At 60.3% G+C, this 19614-nt stretch carries 18 protein-coding genes and 2 pseudogenes; 9 read left to right on the forward strand and 11 right to left on the reverse strand.

Annotated elements, in window-relative coordinates:
• Positions 1-46: 46 nt before the first annotated feature.
• The 4 genes from AB7531_RS01460 to AB7531_RS01475 form a co-directional block, all read right to left on the reverse strand.
• On the reverse strand, positions 47-463 hold the full coding sequence (locus tag AB7531_RS01460; protein WP_441279845.1) for an aconitase X swivel domain-containing protein: 417 nt from the start codon (positions 461-463) through the stop codon (positions 47-49).
• A complete protein-coding gene (locus tag AB7531_RS01465; RefSeq protein WP_441279846.1) occupies positions 411-1745 on the reverse strand; it encodes an IS5 family transposase in 1335 nt (444 codons plus the stop codon). Before AB7531_RS01465 ends, AB7531_RS01460 begins: the two co-directional genes overlap by 53 nt.
• 145 nt (positions 1746-1890) lie before the next feature.
• A complete protein-coding gene (locus AB7531_RS01470; protein ID WP_441279847.1) occupies positions 1891-2193 on the reverse strand; it encodes a twin-arginine translocation signal domain-containing protein in 303 nt (100 codons plus the stop codon).
• Positions 2194-2411: 218 nt separating this feature from the next.
• Complete coding sequence (locus tag AB7531_RS01475; RefSeq protein WP_441279848.1) at positions 2412-5672, reverse strand: ABC transporter substrate-binding protein; 3261 nt, start codon at positions 5670-5672, stop codon at positions 2412-2414.
• 775 nt (positions 5673-6447) lie between these two features.
• Here AB7531_RS01475 and AB7531_RS01480 point away from each other — a divergent pair.
• The 4 genes from AB7531_RS01480 to AB7531_RS01495 all read left to right on the forward strand — a co-directional run bounded on the left by AB7531_RS01480 (position 6448) and on the right by AB7531_RS01495 (position 10197).
• A complete protein-coding gene (locus tag AB7531_RS01480) occupies positions 6448-7851 on the forward strand; it encodes an invasion associated locus B family protein (protein ID WP_441279849.1) in 1404 nt (467 codons plus the stop codon).
• 43 nt (positions 7852-7894) lie between these two features.
• Positions 7895-9094: an OpgC domain-containing protein gene (locus AB7531_RS01485; protein ID WP_441279850.1), complete on the forward strand. Its 1200-nt coding sequence runs from the start codon at positions 7895-7897 to the stop codon at positions 9092-9094.
• A 121-nt stretch (positions 9095-9215) separates the two neighbouring features.
• Entirely contained in the window at positions 9216-9680 is a 465-nt protein-coding gene (locus AB7531_RS01490; RefSeq protein WP_441279851.1) for a hypothetical protein, read from the forward strand.
• Positions 9681-9975: 295 nt separating this feature from the next.
• Positions 9976-10197 carry a hypothetical protein gene (locus AB7531_RS01495; RefSeq protein WP_211395629.1) on the forward strand — a complete coding sequence of 74 codons (222 nt, stop codon included), beginning with the start codon at positions 9976-9978 and terminating at the stop codon, positions 10195-10197.
• Positions 10198-10208: 11 nt separating this feature from the next.
• Here the strand turns inward: AB7531_RS01495 and AB7531_RS01500 are convergent.
• A pseudogene (locus tag AB7531_RS01500) lies at positions 10209-10403 on the reverse strand (hypothetical protein).
• Between the two features lie 220 nt (positions 10404-10623).
• On the opposite strand from AB7531_RS01500, the gene AB7531_RS01505 reads away from it, so the two are divergent.
• Positions 10624-10986: a PRC-barrel domain-containing protein gene (locus tag AB7531_RS01505; RefSeq protein ID WP_441279852.1), complete on the forward strand. Its 363-nt coding sequence runs from the start codon at positions 10624-10626 to the stop codon at positions 10984-10986.
• An 80-nt stretch (positions 10987-11066) separates the two neighbouring features.
• Positions 11067-11444, forward strand: a complete 378-nt coding sequence (locus tag AB7531_RS01510; protein ID WP_441279853.1) for a response regulator — start codon at positions 11067-11069, stop codon at positions 11442-11444.
• 90 nt (positions 11445-11534) lie between these two features.
• On the opposite strand, the gene AB7531_RS01515 is transcribed toward AB7531_RS01510, so the two are convergent.
• On the reverse strand, positions 11535-11756 hold the full coding sequence (locus AB7531_RS01515) for a hypothetical protein (protein ID WP_441279854.1): 222 nt from the start codon (positions 11754-11756) through the stop codon (positions 11535-11537).
• 874 nt (positions 11757-12630) lie between these two features.
• Between AB7531_RS01515 and AB7531_RS01520 the strand changes: the two genes are divergently transcribed.
• A complete protein-coding gene (locus tag AB7531_RS01520) occupies positions 12631-12798 on the forward strand; it encodes a hypothetical protein (protein ID WP_441279855.1) in 168 nt (55 codons plus the stop codon).
• A gap of 14 nt (positions 12799-12812) precedes the next feature.
• Here AB7531_RS01520 and AB7531_RS01525 read toward each other — a convergent pair.
• Positions 12813-13050, reverse strand: a pseudogene (locus tag AB7531_RS01525) (hypothetical protein).
• A gap of 5 nt (positions 13051-13055) precedes the next feature.
• The gene (locus tag AB7531_RS01530) at positions 13056-13271 is read right to left on the reverse strand and encodes a hypothetical protein (protein ID WP_441279856.1); all 216 of its coding nucleotides are present in this window, start codon (positions 13269-13271) and stop codon (positions 13056-13058) included.
• 284 nt (positions 13272-13555) lie between these two features.
• Here AB7531_RS01530 and AB7531_RS01535 point away from each other — a divergent pair, with 284 nt between their 5' ends.
• Positions 13556-13930, forward strand: coding sequence for a hypothetical protein (locus tag AB7531_RS01535; RefSeq protein ID WP_441279857.1), 375 nt, complete (start codon positions 13556-13558; stop codon positions 13928-13930).
• Positions 13931-14397: 467 nt separating this feature from the next.
• Here the strand turns inward: AB7531_RS01535 and AB7531_RS01540 are convergent, their stop codons facing one another.
• Genes AB7531_RS01540 through AB7531_RS01550 form a run of 3 tightly spaced genes read right to left on the reverse strand, consistent with a single transcriptional unit; the run spans position 14398 to position 17341 of the window.
• Positions 14398-15318, reverse strand: a complete 921-nt coding sequence (locus AB7531_RS01540; protein WP_441279858.1) for an aldo/keto reductase — start codon at positions 15316-15318, stop codon at positions 14398-14400.
• Complete coding sequence (locus tag AB7531_RS01545) at positions 15303-16613, reverse strand: NTP/NDP exchange transporter (RefSeq protein WP_441279859.1); 1311 nt, start codon at positions 16611-16613, stop codon at positions 15303-15305. Before AB7531_RS01545 ends, AB7531_RS01540 begins: the two co-directional genes overlap by 16 nt.
• On the reverse strand, positions 16610-17341 hold the full coding sequence (locus AB7531_RS01550; protein WP_441279860.1) for an NADPH-dependent F420 reductase: 732 nt from the start codon (positions 17339-17341) through the stop codon (positions 16610-16612). Before AB7531_RS01550 ends, AB7531_RS01545 begins: the two co-directional genes overlap by 4 nt.
• A gap of 1071 nt (positions 17342-18412) precedes the next feature.
• Here AB7531_RS01550 and AB7531_RS01555 point away from each other — a divergent pair.
• Positions 18413-19276, forward strand: a complete 864-nt coding sequence (locus tag AB7531_RS01555) for an aldo/keto reductase (protein WP_441279861.1) — start codon at positions 18413-18415, stop codon at positions 19274-19276.
• Positions 19277-19614: the final 338 nt, after the last annotated feature.

Raw genomic sequence — 19614 nt, forward strand, 5'->3', positions numbered from 1 at the left:
GTTATCTCCCGCTGACGGATTGCATTTTCAATGTCGCTGGAACGGACTATGCCTTGCGCGTGATCGTGACCGTGGCCTTCTGGCCTACCTTCGGCGCGTCGATTTCCACCCAGTCGCCGGTCTTGATTTCCGTGATCGGGTCGCGGTCCAGGCTGTCCACGGCGGGGATTTCTGCGGCAAGGGTTCCGCTGATGTCGATATCGTGGACTTTCCGGCAGATGATGGCCGCAGGGCCGTGATGTGAGACCTTGACCTTGTAGTACATGCTAATGGCGCCAGTGGTGGAGCCCAACACCGTGGGATAGACCACGATCTTCCCAATGACGCTTTTGCCCTTAATGTCGGCGCCCGGCACGAGGACGATGCCGTCTTCGTTAGTCGTTCGTGAAGAACTGGCGGCGGCGCCCGGCTCAAGCGGTGTTTCGAGCCGGGACGGTCTCGAAGAAGGCTCGGATGATGACACGCAAGAGCTCTGCGAGCCATCGCAGCAGCAGACCGAAGTTATAGCCGGCGGCGGCGAGAACAGCGTTGATGCGGTCGCCGAGGCGTCCCTTGAGATAATTTCTGTCCATGCGGTGCTCGGCCTTGACGTGGCCGATGACAGGCTCGACAGCCGCGCGACGCTTCATCTCGCGACGGATGGAAGCTGTGACGCGGCGGACCTGACCCGAGATCCGGACCCTGAACCGATGCGGGTGGTTGTGACCGCGATATCCTTTGTCGACGTGGATACGGCGAGTCTCCACCCCGGTGAGCTTCTCCATGTCGGCGATTACGGGACCGAGCGTGTGCCCATCGAAGGGATTGCCATGCAGGGCCTTGGCATGGAGCACGAACTGGCCGCCCTTCGGAGACGTCACAGGGGTGGCGATGCTGACCTTGCAGCCGAACTCGTAGGGCGCGCGGGCTTTACCTTTGCCGATGCACTCAACCTCCGGAGCATGTAACGCATAGACCTTCGGACCGCGCTGATGCTGATCCTGGCTGCGCACCTGCTGCGCTAAACCGAGCAACGGGCCGAAGCGAGCTTCCAGCACCGTATCGCCATCAATCTTGCGGCGGATGTCGCGGATGATCCGGCCAAGCCGTGTCCGCAGGAACTTGAGCTGCCGCCGGGCGCGTTTGAACTGGTGGGCGTGGGTATAGCGGCCGGTCATGATGGCGGCGCGCTTGGCCAGGCGCAGATAGCTCTGGCGTAGCGGCACACGGTTGCACTTGGCGAGCCCGACCAGCTTGGTGATTGCTCGATGCAGCAGCCGCGCGTCGGTCGGATGTGCAACCGCCTTGGGCTGCACTGTGGTATCGACGACCACCCGTTCCAGGTCCTTGGGACCGATGGCGCCGGTCTTGTGCGCCACTGAAAGACTTTCCTGGATCAGGGCGACGAGCTGTTCCTCGCCGAGCCGCTGCCGCCAGCGTGTCATCGACGATCGATCGAACGGCAGACGGTGGCAGAAGCTCAATTCGCCGCAGAAGTATTGGTAATAGGGGTTCTCGATCCAGCGAGCGCACAGCACCTCATCTGACAGGTTGTGCATGTGCTTCAAAATGAACAGGCCGGCGACTAGCCGCGTCGGCAAGCCCGGCTGGCCCGACCCTGCTTGGCACACTGAACTGAAGCGCTCATTCAGGATGTTCCAGTCGATCAGCGCTGCCAACCGCACCAGCGGATGACCCATGTCGATGATCTGATCAAGCGCCGGAAGCAACAGGTCTTTCTGGCGATCATCCCTCGGCTTGCTCATCGCATTCCCCAATGTCGACGACGCCGTCAGGGAATCACGAATCGCCCAAAAGCAAAATCCTAAAACGCAAGAAAGCGAGGTCCAACACCCCGCTTTCCTGCAAAATCGAATACTACATCAAGACAAATTCTGCTTATTTCTCAGATCAATCCGCATTCTTCACGGACGACTCGTTACCGACGTGGTTAAATGCCCACCCCATGCGTTGGCTGTTCATGAGCGCTTCGCCGGCAGCCTTTCCTTTCGACCGGGCAATGCCGGTCAACACGATCTTTGTGTCCTTCGGCGTCTGAGCTGCGAGCACTTCAGGTGTCAAGGCAGCTCCGGTCATCACCGCCGCTGCACCGATGAACGAACGACGATCGATCCCTGCCGCACGGGCAGAATCCGCGGGTTGGGATTCGATCAGGCCTTCGTCTTGCCGGGAATCCGTAAGCTTCATTGCCATGATTATCTCCCCTTAATGGAGTGCGCTTCCAGTCGAGATGCGGCTATTCCTGGCGCGTGATCTTGATCGTGGTAGACGCCCCAACAACCGCGGCTGCGGCGATCATCGCGAGGCCACCGACTTGGATGGATTCAATTTCAGGCTTGCTACGCTTTGTTGATGCAGATCAATGAACCGGCCGTCACTATCTTTCTTTCTCCGGACAATGTGGCCCGAACTCACACGGCCTTTTTCTCCGCTCCTCCTCGCGACGCAGGCGCATCGGCAGGATCTAATCCTTGCTTTCCTTCGCATTCCGCGAGCATGAACCTCGCCAGAGCGTCTTCGGGAAACTGCTTCAGGAGGTCACGATAGGCACACTCTGCGGCGGGAAGATCGCCGGCCTCGAATTTTTTCGAGGCTTGCCAGGTCATCGCGCTCAATTGTTCCTCCCGATCGCGGACCTTGACCTCCGGATCGTCACTCGCGCGAAGGGCGAGGAGCTCGTAGATCATGAACTTGGTCTTGCGGCCCTTCACCCGAACCCGCTTCATCGGCCTTGCAATAATGTCGTCCTTTGCCTGGTCGTAAACGCTGTCGCTGATGCAGATCGTGGTGCCAAACAGCTTGTTGATGCCTTCGAGGCGGGAAGCGACGTTCACGCCGTCACCCAAGGCCGTGTAGTTCAGCCGGGTCGACGAACCGACATTGCCGACAAGGACGTTGGCGCAGTTGAGCCCGATCCTCAGGCGGATTCGCGGCCTCCCTTCCGCCTGCCACACATCGTTGACGCGCTCCATTCGGCGCGCAGCCCGCAATGCGGCGGTGCAGCCGCGCAGAACGTGGTCAGGGCGCTCGACCGGTGCGTTCCAGAACGCCATGACGCCGTCGCCGATGAATTTGTCGACGGTGCCGTTTTCCGCCGCGATCGCAGAAGAAACTTCCTCCAGATAGGTCGAGATCTGGACCAGGAGGTCATCAGGCGGGAGCGTTTCGGCGTGGCTGGAAAAATTCTCCAGATCGGAAAAGAACACGGTAAGGAATCGCGGCTCAACGCCGGGCGTCAGGGGGATGCCCGACTTGATCAGTTGGCGGACCACATCGAGCGGAACGAAGGAGGAAAAGGATTTCAGCGACGTTCGCAGCAGCGAAGCCGCCGATTCCAGCTTCGCGATCTCCTCGATATGCGACGGTGGACGCACGGGTGCATCAAAATTGAGGCTTTCGATGTCCTGCAATTGCCGGGACACGTTTTCGACCGGGCGCGACAGCCTGGTCGAAGCGAAGTAGATGAAGAAAAACTCGATCATCGTGAGGGCAAAGATCACCCCCATCATCAATCGATTGGCGCTTTTCAAAGTCCCCACGAAATCGTCGATCGGCGTCAACGTGATAACCTGCCAAGGCTGCCCGAAGCCGCCCGGGAAATTGGCGAACGCCGCGACGAAATCCTCTCCGTTCGCCGGCGATCGAAACTCAAATCTGTCGGTGCCCGTTCGACCGTGTTGCCAATGAGCCTCGCGCACCACGGGATCGTCGATGTCAGCCAGGGTTGCGATCCTGAGGGCTCCATTATCGATCCGAACGGCCCTTTGCTTATCCGGAAAGGCGATGATCTTGCCGTTGTTGCGGTCCGCGACGAATGTCGTGCTCCCTGCGCTCGCCCGATGCTTGTCGAGAAAGCGCGACAGGACGTCCACGGTGATGTTGGCCGATGCGCAACCGAGAAATTCGACGCCGCGAAAGATCGGAATGCGCACCGAAATAATCGGAGAGCCGGTATCGGGATTGATTGAAGGTTCGGTCACGACCAGGGTATGCGTCGTCTTGGCGGACTGATAGCCGGGCAAGGTGCGAATGTCGGTGTCGGTGGCGACACTATATTTGCCGACTTCGTGGGGCCATATGTCGAAGAATGTTCGATGCCGCACCCGCCGCAGCGCATACGTGATTGCATCGATGTAGCTGGAATGCCAGTTCGCAGTCGCGGGAATCCGGGGGTCGCCGCGCCGGCGGTCGTCGTCGATTCGGGTGACCACCCGATGATAACCATCCTCGAAACTGACGTAGACGCCGTCGATATGCGCTGCCGAGGTCAGGGCGCGATAAAGAAGGTCGCGGCTTTGTTCGGTACGAAAATAGCCGGGATCGGCAGCAGCCAGTTCGGCGATAAAGCGCAGCGAGCTTTCGGTGTTGTCGATCAGATCCTGGGTGCGTTCAACGCCGGCCTGGCTGGTCTGCGCGACCGCCTCGTCCAGGATCGAGACAATGCCGGTCGAGTTCTTGTTGTAATTATAGATCAGGATGAAAATGAGGACCGGAATGCTAAGGCCGATGAACAGCAGCGACATGATCAGGCTCAGTCTCGGCCGCCCCATCCCGACCAACGGATTCAGTGCGCTCAGGCGCGCTGTCGCGACCCGCAAGGTGCGGCGGTTTCGGTACGCGAGCAGTGCCGCACTCGCCGATCCGGCCGTGGCGAGCAGGAGAGGAACTAGCCAGCGCCGACGGCTATCGTCATCTCGATCCCAGATCAGTGTAGGGGGTAGCGCATCGTCGGTCAGCAACCCGAGTGGTCGATAGACCGCGGCGATACGTTGCCAGCGCGCAGGATCCTGCTCGCCGATCCGGGCGGGATCCCTTCCGACCAGCGCCGCCGTCTGCTCCGCCTCAAACAGCAGGGCGTCTCGACTCTTTTTCGCCGAGTACCCGCGCAGGATCAGATCGACTGTGGCCTCCTTGTGCGCGAGGGCGTAGGCCCAGCCTTTCAGGCTCGCCGCCCTGAATGATGCCACCCGATCGGGATGGGCTCTCACTTCCGCTTCGGAAGCGCACAAATTATCGCCGTAGAAATCGATGCCGGATGCGGCAGGCGAGAAGGTGCGGTAGGCCGCCCCCAGCTGGTCTAGAACGAACGGCTCGTTGGTGCTGTAGGCGATCATCGCGTCGGCCCGTCCGGCCAGGAGGTCGCGCGGGTTTCCCTCGTGCGGGACGCGCAGCATGGATTGATAGTCGATCCCCTCGCGCTTCAGCATCGCAGCGATGTCATCGCTTCCCGGCGTATCCATGAGCGCTCGGCCACGCAGATCCGCTACGCTGCTGATGTCTGCCCGACGCGCGACCAGGATGACGGCCGCGGAATGCTGGAAGATGGCGGCCAGCACGACCAGCCTGCGGCCCGCTGCCCAGTCACGCAGAACGCTGGCGCTGCACACCCCGAAATCCGCCTTGCCGCCGGCAACCAACTCAGAGACGTCGATATCGGGGCCGCCTTCTCGAATGGTAACGTCGAGACCAGTGTCGCGGTAGAAGCCTTGCTCAAGGGCCTGGTAGTAGCCCGCGAACTGAAATTGATGCTTCCATTTGAGTTGAATTGATACGGCATCGAGGGCCGCGGCAGGATGCGCTGCCGCCAGCACCATCGAAGCGGCCACGATCAGCCGTCTCAACAACGCCAGATTTGACATGGCTAAGCCAAAGCAATTGCGTGACTTGCCCATCGCGCTGTCAGCTGCCGGGTCGGGGCTATTCCCCTGATGATTACTCGTAGCGAGCGCAAACTCCTGCGTTCCACCGCAGGCACCTGCGGACCTCTCGGCGGGCGTGACGGACTGTTGTCCTTGCCACGCACACGCCTCCCACTCGTGTTCTACCTGCACCGCAAGCGGCCGCGACTTGCGTGATCAGGCTGTCCGGCTGAGCAATCGGCGCAGGCGTCAGAGCAAGCGCCGAGGTTGCGACCGACAGGGCAAATCCAGCAATCATAATCAACCTGATCATCTCATCCTCCCGACCGTAGCGACGGTTAGTCGACCAGCGACTGAGTAGTCGACCGGTATAGTGGAACACGCATGGGCCTTTTCCTGAGATCCAAGCGTACTCCTCCGTTCAGCTTGGGTCTGGATGAGCGCTTTAGCTTGACCCAGATCAAAGGATTTCAGCGCCTCGACGGCCGAGGCGCGTATCAGGCGGAGCAGCGATATGCAAAAACTGCGCGCTAGGAGGATCGGCAAGGTCTCCGCCTTCCAAGGATGGGCTCCAGCGCAAGGATTCCGGTAGGCGGTTCCGCCTGCGCCGATACTGTCGAGTTGCACGAAGCCAGCCCCGCAGAAGCCGGAAGTCATGAGAGCCGGCGGACCGCTTTGACAGCGCCTTTGTTGCTGCTGACCGAGCGCCGCGGCCCAGGGACGCCACGGTTTGATCCTTGATCCAAATCAACAGATTCGCACCCTCCGTACCTAGCGTCGGGCCAGACCACATCGTCGGAGAAAGAAGATGCTGAAGCGTTGGCCGGTCATCCTTCTTTTGCTGGTTGTCCTCTCGGCGGTCCATTCCCCAGCCGCCGCAGATGACCGAACTGCGGGACCGCAAATCCAGGAGGAAATCTGGGCGCTGCCGTTTCCGCTACCTGTGCTTGCTTTCTTGGTGCGGCCAGTCGGAGAGGGCCCATTCCCCCTGGTGATCATGAACCACGGAATTTCTCTCGACGCCAATCAGCGGACGATGTTTCCCATGATCGAATATCGGGACGCGGCACGTTGGTTTGCGCGTCAGGGTTATGTAGTCATCTCGCCTATCAGGTACGGCGCCAGCAGTCTCGATGACAAGGATCAGGGTCTCTACGGAGCTGTCTTTGCTCACGTCGGTAGCTGTGACAACCCGAACTTCCGCGGTCCCGGGCTCGCTATCGCCACTCTCAACGAGTGGGTCATCGACTACATGAGCAAGAAGAAGATGATCCAGCCTGGTAAGGTCATCGTCGTTGGCCAGTCGGGCGGTGGATGGGGCTCGATTGCTCTCGCGAGCCTGAACCCGTCATCAGTTCAGGCCATCATTACCTTTGCGGCGGGGCGTGGCGGCCGAGTTGATGGCAGACCCAACAATAATTGTGCTCCCGACAAGCTTGTTGCCGCGACCGGCGAGTTTGGACGCACCGCACGCATACCGATGCTCTGGATTTACGCGGAAAACGACACCTATTTCGGGCCGGAATTGACGAAGCGGATGCATCAGGCCGTTGTCGAAGCGGGCGGCAATGTCGAATATCGTATGCTGCCTCCCTTTGGAAGTGACGGACACTTCATGATCGATTCCGCAGACGCTGTGCCGATCTGGTCGCCTTTGGTCGTCCAATTTCTAGAGAAGCATTCAGCAACCGCCACGCCGTCGGGACAAGTCAGCAGCTCTTCACCCCAGGAGGAGCTTCAGACGAAGCCGCCGCGACTGCGCCTACCTGAAAACATTCATTACTCAAGCTGGGAAAAACTTTGTTTCGACTCATCCGATGGGACCACGATATGCCGAACGACCTCAACCGGCACGGACGACCTCGATCAGGTGGTGGTGCGTGTGGACCTGATCCAACGGGCTGACGGTCCGGCTCGCTTGCAGCTATTCGTTCCGCAAGGGGCAAATCTGCAGCAGGGTGTCAAAGTGACGATAGATCAGGGCAGCCCTACCCAGATTCCTTTCAACTGGTGTCTCACCAACATCTGCATCGCGGCACGAGGAATCGAACCGACCCTGGCTGCTCAGATGGAAGCCGGCCGACAGCTCAAACTTGAACTCACCGACCTCAACTCGTCGTCAGTTGCGATAAGTCTGCCGCTCGAGCAGTTCGCCAACGTTCACAAGGGGTCACCCACCCGCACGTTCGATTTCGCGTCTGATGAGGAATGAACATCGTTGCTGAGACAATGTCCTGCTGCGAAAGGTCCAGATCATGCGCGAGACGTTCGGAGACGCTCGCACCGCTGTCCTGGTAGGCCCCGGCAAACGTGACCTGCGGCTCGATCTGTTGCGAGGTGTCGGCCAGTGGATGGTCTTCCTTGACCATATCCCGGAGAACTTCCTGAACTGGTTCACCCTTCGCAACTACGGCTTCAGCGACGCAGCCGAAATATTCGTGTTCATTTCAGGCTATTCGATCGGATTTTCCTACGGTCCAGCGATCAAGGCCGGTCAGTTTCTAGCTGGCGCCAAGCGCCTTTGGACGCGCGCATCGCAACTCTACGTCGCTCATATTTTCTTGTTTCTGTTCTTCACGGCCCAGATTGCTCGCACGGCAGCTCGGTTCGACAATCCAATGTACAAGGATGAGTTCAACATCGCTCAGTTTTTGGACCGTACGGATATCATGATCGGACAGGCGCTTTTGCTCAAGTATAAGCCGGTCAATCTTGATGTCCTGCCCCTTTACATTGTGCTGGTGATTGCGGCCCCAGCAGTGCTGTGGGGCCTTCTGCGTCGGCCGAATTGGACGCTGCTCTTCTCTGCGCTTCTTTACTTCGCAGCTCGACACTTCGATTGGAATTTGCCTTCGTTTCCAGGCGGCAAATGGTATTTCAATCCCTTCGCCTGGCAGTTCTTGTTCGTCTTCGGCATTTGGTGTGGCTTTGGTGGCGGCCCTACAATAAGGCCAGCAGCATTGTCCCGCCCGGTCACGATCGTTGCGGCTGCATGGCTCGTTTTTGCATTCCTCATCGTGATGACATGGCATGTGCCAGCCTTGGAGCGGTTCGTGCCCCAAGCGCTAATTCGCGCGATTTATCCCATCGACAAAACCAATCTTGATCCCCTGCGGCTCACGCATTTCCTCGCACTGATGGTCGTATTGCTGCGTGTTCTCCCGCCAGATTTACCGGGGCTCACCTCAAAATGGCTGCGGCCTCTAATCCTGTGTGGTCAACGCTCGCTCTCCGTGTTCTGCTTTGGTGTTCTGCTGTCATTCGCTGCTTATTGGATGCTGAAGCAGGTTGCAGGTGGCATCGTTGCCCAGATGCTCGTCAGCGTCTTGGGCATCATTCTCCTGGTGAGCGTTGCTTGGATCGCTACATTGTATCGCAGCCTTCCGATCTTGTTGGGGACAGAAACACGTGTGATCCGGATCGGAGCAGACGTTCCGACGGCCGAGAGAGAGTAGTCCGGGGGTGCCGCAGCCACTTCGAGTTTGGACCGTTCGCACCTGGCAAGCCGACGTCAGTGCGGTTGAGAGATCGCACCGAAGCGACCAGCAGGAGTCCATGGCATGCGCGGGGTCGTCGATGCGCCGCTTGGCGTCTTCGGGCGCAGCAGCTCTGCTCCTTAAAATTCCGAGCGCATTTTCCTCGAAGCTTAATATGCCTGAATCCCCAAGCCGCCGGCCAAATCAGCCTATGGTGGGGTTTTCCCTTTGGGGCGACGTGCAGATGCTAGATGCCGGCGCGGGCAAATGGCGGGCCGATCTCGCCCACGACGGCACCGAAGTTTCCGCCACGAACCGACTCGGATACGGCAACATCGGCATCCCGTGGGACGCGCTGACGCCGATCCTGCAGATGCTGATTGCGGCCAGATTCAAGTTCGTCCTGATGCGCGGCACCAGGTTTCGGCATCGCAGCGCCAAGCTGAGGAGCCTTCGGCTCGAGACCAAGCTCACGGAGGATGACGTCCCGATGGGCCGACGGCCCGCTGCGGCCGCCAGAGCAATAGGTTGCCGCTGGCGCGCCCGCCTCCGCCTTTCGGCGTAGTAGGAACACCGCGCCGCAGGCTGCTCACCGATTGGGTCACGCTGCGCCTAACATCGTTCCGGCGTAAACTTGCTCAGCGGTCGAGGCAGCCCGACTGACCCTGTTTTCAGTCGAAGGCGCCGAGCGAACGGAACGATAACGCGACGACATCTTTAACTCGTTGGACCATCGCCCGCCGTTTGAGTACGGCGCCTGTAGCGGATAGCCAAAGGCTTAAAGGCCCGCTGTTCAAAAACACGCGCTCGCGCGGATAGCCAAAGGCGGTGGTCCCGTTCCGAGCGGTGAAAGAATCAGCTTGAAGAAGCCGTCAAAAACGCGCGAAGAACTCGAGGCCGCGATCAGGCTGGAGATGGAAGACATCAGCGAGTTGCCGACGGATTTAGCCATCTCGGTCATGCCCTGCGAGGACACCTGGAAGGTCGCGATCATAACGGACGGCCCACAAGACCCGGAGCGCTCCACGATGATCGAAGCGATCGCTGACAGGCTGCGCAGCCAGTTCGACTTGAAGAGCTGACCCCGACGGCTTCACAGCGCGCTCAGGTCGTCCGGCACCTCGCCGAATTTCCGGATCAGCTTCGCGTGTTCGAAGTCGCCGGTGGCCCGCTGCGGCTGAAGGCAAGCGCGCCGACATGCCCCGGCTCCCGCGAGAAAGCTTCAGCCTTCATCACGGCTGCGGCTGCGTTCGGGTGCGATGCCGTCGTCATAAGGGACGAACGGCAAAGCGGACGTCGTCGGTCGAGCAGGGCCCAGTCCCCCGCCGCCATTCCGGCGCCCGCAGGAACTTTGGACCTGCTGCCGCCCTACGGGGCAGCGCGGGCCGCGTCGTGCGGGGCGGCGCCCATCGACGACGATGGCGAGAAACAACGTCACCGAGGCGTCAGTCAGGAACGGAGCCATCGTCGTCCGGTTGACTCCGGGAGACAACATCCGGGAGGTCAACATGGCCATGGAAGATCGCGAGACCTTCAGCCTTATCGGAAGCGACAAGGTCGAGGGCACGAACGTGTACGGGGCCGACGGAGAAAAGGTCGGCTACATCGAGCGCGTCATGATCGACAAGGTCAGCGGCAAGGTGTCGTACGCGGTGCTGAGCTTCGGCGGCCTGCTCGGCATCGGCGACGATCACTATCCGCTGCCCTGGCAGGCGCTGAAATACGACACCAACCTCGCGGGTTACGTCACCGGCATCACCCAGGACCAGCTCCGCGGCGCTCCCAAATACGCCGACGAGAGCAGTTGGAACTGGACCGACCCGGCGACCACGCGGTCCGTGAACGCTTACTACGGTGTGCCGGTGGCTTGAGGCGGCACGGCACCCGCGCGCGGGCCGACGCGCCCTCCGCCACGCGAGACGACCGCATCGGTCGCCGAGGAGACTTGAAAATGGGCAATGTCGTTCGTGTTCTCGTGGTGGAGGATGAAGCTCTGATCTGCACCTTCATCGAAGATGCCTTGTCGGACGGCGGCTTCGCGGCCTGCTCGGTCCATTCGGGAGAGGCGGCGATGTCCACCTTTTGGGACGGCCGGAAGCAGTGTCGGGCGCTGCTGACGGACGTCAACCTGGGTGCTGGCATCAACGGATGGGAGCTGGCGCGGCAGATCAGGGAAATCACGCCTGGCTTTCCCGTGGTCTACATGACGAGCGCCAGCGCGCCAGACTGGAAATCGCAAGGCGTCGATGGCAGCCTCCTGATCGAGAAGCCCTTTGCGCCGGCGCAATTGGCTGCCGCCGTCTCGCAGCTACTGGATACCCGAGCCTAGCCGGGTCGAACCGGGATCGTTGTGAGGCTCCGATCCTTCGATAGCCCGCAATGGGGGGGCGGCGGATCAGCGGATCGTCGAGCGCGCCGGCTATGCCTTGGCCTTGCATGCGGCCGCAGCGCGAGCCTCCGCTACCGCCATCCAGTCCCGCAGCAGGCCTTTGTCCTCCTTCGAAAAAGACGCGCGCCGCTTGAGATCCTCCAGCGTCTCGCCGGGATGACATCGCTCGAAATCCTCGCGGATCAGGGACTCGAGGTAGGTCCGGTCCCAAGCGCCGCCTGAATCGAGATGCTGGCGTGAATCGGTCCCCATGATTGTCTCTCGGCGCATGCAGTCGAAGGCGCCCGGATTCGGCACAACGGCAAGAGCGATTGCTTGGTTCACGAAGGGGGCTGCCCGTGTCGACGATGACGGACGGCGTCAAGGCCGCCGTCGGGCCAACTGAGAGGCGCGCTTCAGCCGCCAAGGTCGAGGAGGTCCCTCAGGCCTCGCCAGACACGGGTATGGCCGTGGCCGGCGGGACGATGCGCAGCGGCGGCAACGGACGCTCGGCGGACCGGGACAGCGGAGAAGGCTTGCCGCCCCTGGCTTCGTATCGCTCCGCCAGCACCAGCAATCGCCGCCTGATGAAGGGGTGGGCCCTTCCGGCCAGCTCGCGCACGCGATGGGCCATCGCCCAGTAGCATTCCTGCCACGCTACCGACGGATGAAGTTGATGACATCGGCGGCGGCAGCGTCAAGCGGCATCGTTCGCTGCGGCGCGCTCCCCGATTTCCCTTGAGCGAGCGCTCGTTGCGGCACTAAGCTGGTCGGGCGGGGAAATCCAGATGTCCGAGCTGCACCTGATCCGGAAGCGGTGTCCGCACTGCGGGAGAGCGATGAAGCTTGTCTCCGAGTCGACGGGCCGGGGCCGCGAGCGATACGTTTGCCCCGCCTGCGAGGAGGATCCGTTGCACGACCCCGCCGCCCAAAAATGGGCGGACAGCCCGCTGCGCCCGCCGGCCAAGTAGCCTCCGAAGAATCCGGTCATGGCGCCGAGGCCGCTTGTCCATCCGTCTTCCATTCAGGGTCTGTGGCCATCCAGCCTGCGGTGGGCGATCCGTAGCCGGCCACAGGACTGGCGGGACCGTCGCCGGCGCACCAACTTCTTTGAAGGATTGCCGCTGCAGAATACGGGGAGGGTGCGATGTCGACCGTCGCGAAGTTGCTTGCGCGGAAGGAACGGCTCCTGGCGCAACTGGAGAGCGATCCAGGGTCGAACGAGCGCGAGGAAATCGAAAGGCAGCTTGCGCAGATCAAGACCGCGCTCAGCCTCCTCGTTCCAGGAGACGCCGCCACCTCGACTGAGGAATGATCCAGCTCCAGCGCTCACAGTGAGCTGAGGTCATCCGGCACGTCGCCGAACTTCCGGATCAGGGTGGCGTCGCTGAAGTCGCCGCTGGATGGATCCCCGGTCCGCGAGAACGCGATGGCCCGGCTTGCGGGAGAGCGCCTCGGCCCGCATGACCGCGGCGTTGGCGCTGAAGCACTCCGTGGCCTCGCCGGCGGCCATGCCGTCGTCGGAGAAAACGAACGGCAGAGCGACATAGTAGGTCACCTCAGACATCTGCCTCATCCTTGCGTTCGCGCCGCTGGGAGCCGTCCCCGGGCGTAGCCTTTGGAGACCTTCGTCCGGAGCTCGCCGGCCTCGGCCTCGAGAAAGTCGACGGCGACGAGCAGTGCCCTGACCGCCTCCCGGGCGTCTCCGCCGCAGGCCGCGATGGCCTGGTCGGCGGCGGCCTCCAGGTCGAAGGTGGCCGGTCTGGAGGGCTCGGGCGTAGCGGTCATCAGATGATGTTCTCATTTTGTTCACGAGAGTCAAGCGTCGGCGCTCTGTTTCGCTGACGCCCGCTGCAGGGGCAGGGTTGAATCTCGTGGACAGCCGCCGGGGGTGTCGGAACCGCGCCGCCCTGTTCGTCTTGAGTCCGTGTCCTGTACCCTGGAGCGTTGCGTACCCATGGCCCCCCGCGCGAACTGGAAAGGCTTCTTGAGACTCTCGCTGGTCACATGTCCCGTGGCTCTGTACCCGGCAACATCGGATGCTTCGCCCAAGAGACGAGCGAGCAACTTATATGTCACATCACGTGGATGGATTTGAGCTAAAGTTCACTAGTCGAACGAGCTGGAAAGCGGAGCTGCGCTTCGAAAATCAAAAAATCGTTGTTCCTGTCACTTTAACCAAAGGAAGGCGGAAAGGGGCGTCGTCTCAAGAAGTATTCCTGGAGGTTTGGTATCGAAGTGCCAATGAACTGAGGAGTCGTGCAGCGGATCCAAATGCTTTCATCGTTGCTCTGGCCAAAGCAAAGAATGATCACGCAGCACCTTCCGTGTTCGATACTTTCGTGGGACTATTTCGAGTTATCCCGACGGGTGTAATTTTGAGTGAAACTAGCATCGAAACAAAGATTTTGGAACGCGTTAGAGCTCGGGAATTAGCTGCGGTTTAGGTTTAGCTTTAGACCACCTAAAGATTGACCGGTCCACCTCGAGGCGTCCTTTAAGCAACGCCCGACCCGTCAACATCGTGTTCTCGGCCCCTCACAGATATTTCGGCTTCGCCTGAAATACCCTAGAGCTCCCCTCATAAGCTTGCAGGGCGAACCACTTGCATGCGCTTCTGTGGAGTCGCGTGCTCGAACTCGACCCTGCGCAGGTTGAGTTCCAACACGTCTGCTGTTGAAGCAGAACCCGACCGAAACTGCTTCCATCACACACGTCAGAGCCTGGACACCCATTGAAGACCTTGCCACTGCCGACGTCTAGGCGACTTCCCGTCGAACGGGCTCTCTGGTTCATAGGCACAAAGTCGGAATTAAATGCGAAAAGCCACCTCAAACAATAGCCGACGGAATGCGGCTATTTGATTTTGACCCAGGCCGGAATCTAAGGGCTATGCCGGCACATCGGTCATCAATCAAAGCGCTTCGATGAACTCGACCATTCGACGACGTTGATCGGGATCGGGCAATGGGCCGCGCATCGCGCCGGCATTGTCCGCCATGTGGCCGGGATCGCCGGTCCCCGGGATCACAGCGGTCACGCGCGGGTCGCCTAGCAAATATTTCAGGAAAAACTGCCCCCACGAGTTCGCGAACACCCGCGCCCAGTCCGGCAATTCCTTGCCGTGCACTGCCTTGAATAATCTGCCATTGCCGAAAGGCACGGCGGTCAGCACTCCGGCTCTGATTTCAGCGGCTAGTGGCAGGATAGTTTTCTCAGCCCCGCGGTTATCCAGTGAATAGTCGATCTGCACGAAGTCAGGCTTCTCCCGTTCAAGCACGGCCTCGACCGCGGGATAGTCGCGGCGGAAGGTCGAAGTGATGCCGACATAACGGCACACGCCTTGTTTCTTCCACTCCTGGAAGCGTTGGAGAGATTGCTGCTTGCTCCTGACATTGTGGAGCTGCAGCAGATCGACGTTTGCAGTCTTCAGTCGGGCCAATGATCGCTTGAGTTCCTTGGAATCGAGCGACTCGAGCTTGGTGGCAATGAAGAGCTTGTCGCGCAAGCCGGCAGTTGCGGTGACCTCGCCCAGCACGCTTTCCGCATCGCCATAGGTCGACGCGGTGTCGATGAGACGTCCGCCATTCTTGATCAGCGCCTGTACGACTGCATCAGCCTTGCTCCGCGTTGTTTCGTTATTCTCGTCGAAAACATAGGCGGTCCCAAGACCAACGGCGGGAATGCGCTCGCCGCTGCCAGGAATCGGACGGGTGAGAAGCGGTGTCTCAGTTTGGGCAGCTGCTTTGGTCGACAGCAGAAGTCCGCCGGCGAGCGCGGCAAAGTCGCGGCGGGTGATTTGGCGAGTTAATTGCCGAGTCATTCGGATTGCCATTCCGGCGCTCCTTGATCATCTCTTCTTGTTGCAAGGCTCTCCTGCGTTCGTCCCAGCGCGGTTGAGAGGAAGAGCCATCCCGCCGCGACCGGCAGCGCACACAGCGCGATGGCGCCAAGCTTCAACCCCAACGCCTGCAGGCTGTCGTAGACCCAGCCATACAACGCGTCCGAGCCGCGATAGATCACCACATCGATCAAGTTTTTGGCCTTATATTTTTCCTCGCGCCCAACCACGGTGAAGAACACCTGGCGTGCCGGATTGGCGATTGCGAAGTTCATCCAGCGTTGCGCGACCTGGAGTGTCACCACCACGGACAGGCTCGGCGCCATCGCCAGCGCTGCGAAGCCCACGACATAGATAGCGGGCAAAGCAGCGGCGGCGATTCCGGTGCCGAAGCGCTTGAGGAACGTGGCGGTGGCAAATACCTGTGTCGCCAGGCTCAGCAGGCCCACCGCGAGATCGATACCTGCGAACAGACGCGTTTGCGCTGTCGCGTTATGGAACGTCGTCGAAACGATGTTGGCCTGCGCGAAATAGGCAATCGTCGCGCCGAACGAGAGCAGGCTGACCCAGCCGGCCACGCCGAGCAGATAAGGCGACCGCATCAATTCGAACAATCCCGCGAACGCGCCGCCGCCAATGCGCTGAGCTCGAGCATCGACTTCCGCCGGTGGATCCGCCACCTGTTCAATTCGATGCACGCAGAGCACAGCGAATTCGAGGAAGATAGCGGCCGCGATCAGCAGGTTGACCGGACCAATCGGCCCCGACAGCCAGATTGTGATGACGGGACCAAGAAGCGCGCCAGCCGTTCCTCCGGCGCCGATGAACCCGAACAGTCGCTTGCCTTGCTCTGACGTAAACAGATCGGCCATAAACGACCAGAACACCGCGACCGCGAACAAATTGAAAACGCTGACCCAAACGAAAAACACGCGCGCCACGATCACGTTTTCGATGTCGAAAAACAGCAACAGCCAAAACAGGACCAGGTTGGCGACGAAGAAGTGGTAAACGACAGGAATAAACCTGACCCGCGGCAGCCTCGCTACCAGCGCGCCGTAGAGCGGCTGTGCGACGAGCAGGCTGACAAACGTAGCCGTGAAGAGCCAGGGCAGGTTTTTGGTTCCACCGGCAATACCCATCTGATCGCGCAGCGGACGCAGCACATAATACCCGGCAAGCAGGGTGAAGAAATACGCGAATGACCACAGCGCTGCCCCCCGTTCTTGCGCGGTGCCGGGCACCGCGCGGTGCAACCAGCCCCCGAAAGCTGCCGCAGGAGCCGTCATGGTGTCAGCGACAACTTTTGCCTGAACTCCGCTGCGCTCACATTCTGGCCATATCCCGGCGCGCCGCGCTGGAAGCGGCTCGCATCGGCCAGTTTGCCGACCTCCACCGGGTCAAACCCGGCATCACGCACCAGTCGCGCCGCGACCTCGACTGCTTCCTGATCATCACCGGCAATCGGGACAGCGAGCCGCGGGGGAGGACGGTTCGCTTCGCGTTCGAAGATCATGTAGTTGAGCGTGTTGAAGGCGCGCACCAGCCGCGCGCCGGGCAGATATTTCTGCGAAGTAGCTCCGATGCCATTGCGCTCGACTTCCTCGGCAATGGCGCCGTCGCGGCTGGCCACGGCATTATTGGCGTCGAGCACGATCTTCCCCGCCAACGATTTGCTGTAATCTCTACCAATCTGCGGCAGTGCGCCGTAAGGCACGGCGATCAAGACAACGTCACCAAATGCAATCGCCTGGTCGACTGTGCCGGCCTGTGCAAGAGGGCCAAGGAGCGCAATGAGGTCCTGCAGTGCTTCCGGGTGACGTGATGAGAAGAAGACCGAATGGCCTGCCTTGGTCCACAGGCCACCGATCGCCCCGCCGATATGGCCCGCGCCGATAACGCCTATTTTCATCTTGGGAGTAGCGGTGGTCTGACCCGATGCGGTCGTCGCCAGAAGAACCCCTTCGATAATCAGCACTCCCGCAGCGCTCAATAGTGCGCGGCGACGGAGATCCATGGGGACATGCTCGACCATCAGCAGACCAATTGCGGATTGCAGGACGAAATCTTGTCGTGCTGTCCAGCTCTAAATCGTCCCCTGCATGACCCCTATTATAACGCGAAGTGTGCAATAATTAGCGTCTCGAAATTCCGCTCGCACAGAGTTGATCCCTTGTTCCAAATGCTGCAAGTGCGCAATTCGTTGCCTAACGTAGCGAAAGAATTCCACTCAACCAAACACCAGTAGGCATGGTGCCCATGCGAGAGCTGCTATCGTTCTCTAGCAGGGGGTCTATTGGGTGCAACGGAGGGAGCGCCGTTCTCAGAGGGAATAGTCGGTACGTCGTCTTTCACCCTACACTGTTCGACATAACGATCTTCAGTCAAACCGTGTTTCATCATGGCTTCCTTATCAGCACTCCATTCGGCTTCGCACTCCTCCTCAATATTCCTTGGGCTATTGTGTGGCGCGGCGCTGGCAGCAGGGGCGGTGGTAGAGTTTGACTGGGCAGTCTCGGCAGATGCGGTGAAATGTAGGATTGTGATCCCAGCAAGCACACCGTAAACCAAACAGCGGAGCTTCTTCATCTTTGGACTCCCTTTGGCACAGCTTGTCTCGCTAGAAAAACCTTTCTAAACGCGTGGTAGTGCCTGCAACCGTTCCATCTCTGTCCCCGCACAAACCAACACGAATCCTTGGGGCCTGTTCCTGCCCGGTGGGTCTCGGAGGAATTTCAAGCCGTCTGCCGATCGGCTAAATCCATCGGATGACTCGTGCCGCCGCCCTGACGCTTGCTATGTCTTTTGGCCCAACCCGGGCCTACGGGCATGTCCGCTTTTGCCTCGCTATTGAGGGCTAAGCGGACATCAATTCTGTCTCATCTGAACGCCTCGGTCTGCTCGACATTCCCGTTCAGTCTGCAAACCTGATCCGGCTTGCCGCGCAACCTACATGATCCATGGCGTTGTCCTGATACGGACGTAGCCGCAGAAGATGATGCGGCCGTGGTCGCTATCGCGTACCCTTAGAGCGCAGCGTCATCACACCAACCAGCCAACGGCGCTCACGCCTTGTGAGAGGTCAGCCATGCCGGCAAATCATGATACGCGTCCCTTGGGTCGAACCGGCATCCATGTGCTGCCCTTGGGCATCGGCACAAACAAGTGGCGGCGTGCCGATCGGGGGGCCGTGATGGAAACATACAGGACCATTCATGATGCCGGCCCTTGCATGATCGACACGGCTGAGATCTATTTCTCGGAGCGCGTTGTAGGTGACTGCTTGCGTGCCGGTCCCACCCGCGCGGTGATAGCATCGAAGTTCCTTCCCTTTCCGGGCCGAACCTCTTCCCGCCGCCTGATGAGCGCGCTTGACGGTTCGCTCGCGCGCCTGGGCCTCAAGACAATCGATCTCTACTATGTCCATTACCCGCTGCCCTTGCTCGACGTCGGAGTGTTCGCCGATGGCCTCGTCGAAGCGGTGAAGTCCGGCAAGGCACGCGCGGTCGGCGTGGCAAATTTCAATGCGGACCAGATGCGCCGCATCGCCGATCACCTCGCAAGGGCAGGCGTTCCGCTCGCCGCCAATCAGGTCAATTACAGCCTGCTCCGACGAGCAGCGGAAACAAATGGCGTGCTCGAAGCCTGCCGTGAGCTCGATGTGGCACTTGTCGCGTATTTTCCCCTTGCGTCCGGCCGTCTCACGCAGTCGTCGGACAGCCTCGGCACGGATGCGTTGCTGATGCGTCTGGCCGATATTGCCCGCGCGCACGACGCCAGTATCAGTCAGGTCGCCCTGAACTGGCTGTTGGCGCGCGACAGTCACGTAATTCCCATCCCCGGCGCCACCAAGCCTCATCACGCCAGGGCCAATCTCGATTCACTCGGTTGGCGCTTGAGTGAGACCGAGTTCGACGCGATCGACCGAGCCTCAGCAAAGAGTGAAACGTGATCTGGCGCCCATCAAACCCTCATCTCCACCTCTGACCTCGACCTGATCGACGCGGATTTAGGATTCCTGGCCGGACGGCCCGGTCGTTAGGCTGATCAGAGACGGAGCCGAGGAAACGAATACCCCTGGGCTCCCCTTCCGAATACCGGATGGGTAAACCTGATGCTCAATGTGGGGCTTATCGAATCCGAACCTAACCCTGCGGAGGTTGAGCTCCTGCTCGCCCTTTCGAGAGCCGCCGCTGTCGGCATGAAAGTTCGCGGGACATCCACCAATCGTTCGTAAAGGCAGGCCAGCGGCCGTATCCCGGTAAGAATCTGCCGACGCGGCCATAAGTC

Origin of the sequence: Bradyrhizobium sp. 63_E2_N1_3 (assembly GCF_052076005.1) — a bacterium.
Lineage (GTDB): Bacteria > Pseudomonadota > Alphaproteobacteria > Rhizobiales > Xanthobacteraceae > Bradyrhizobium > Bradyrhizobium barranii.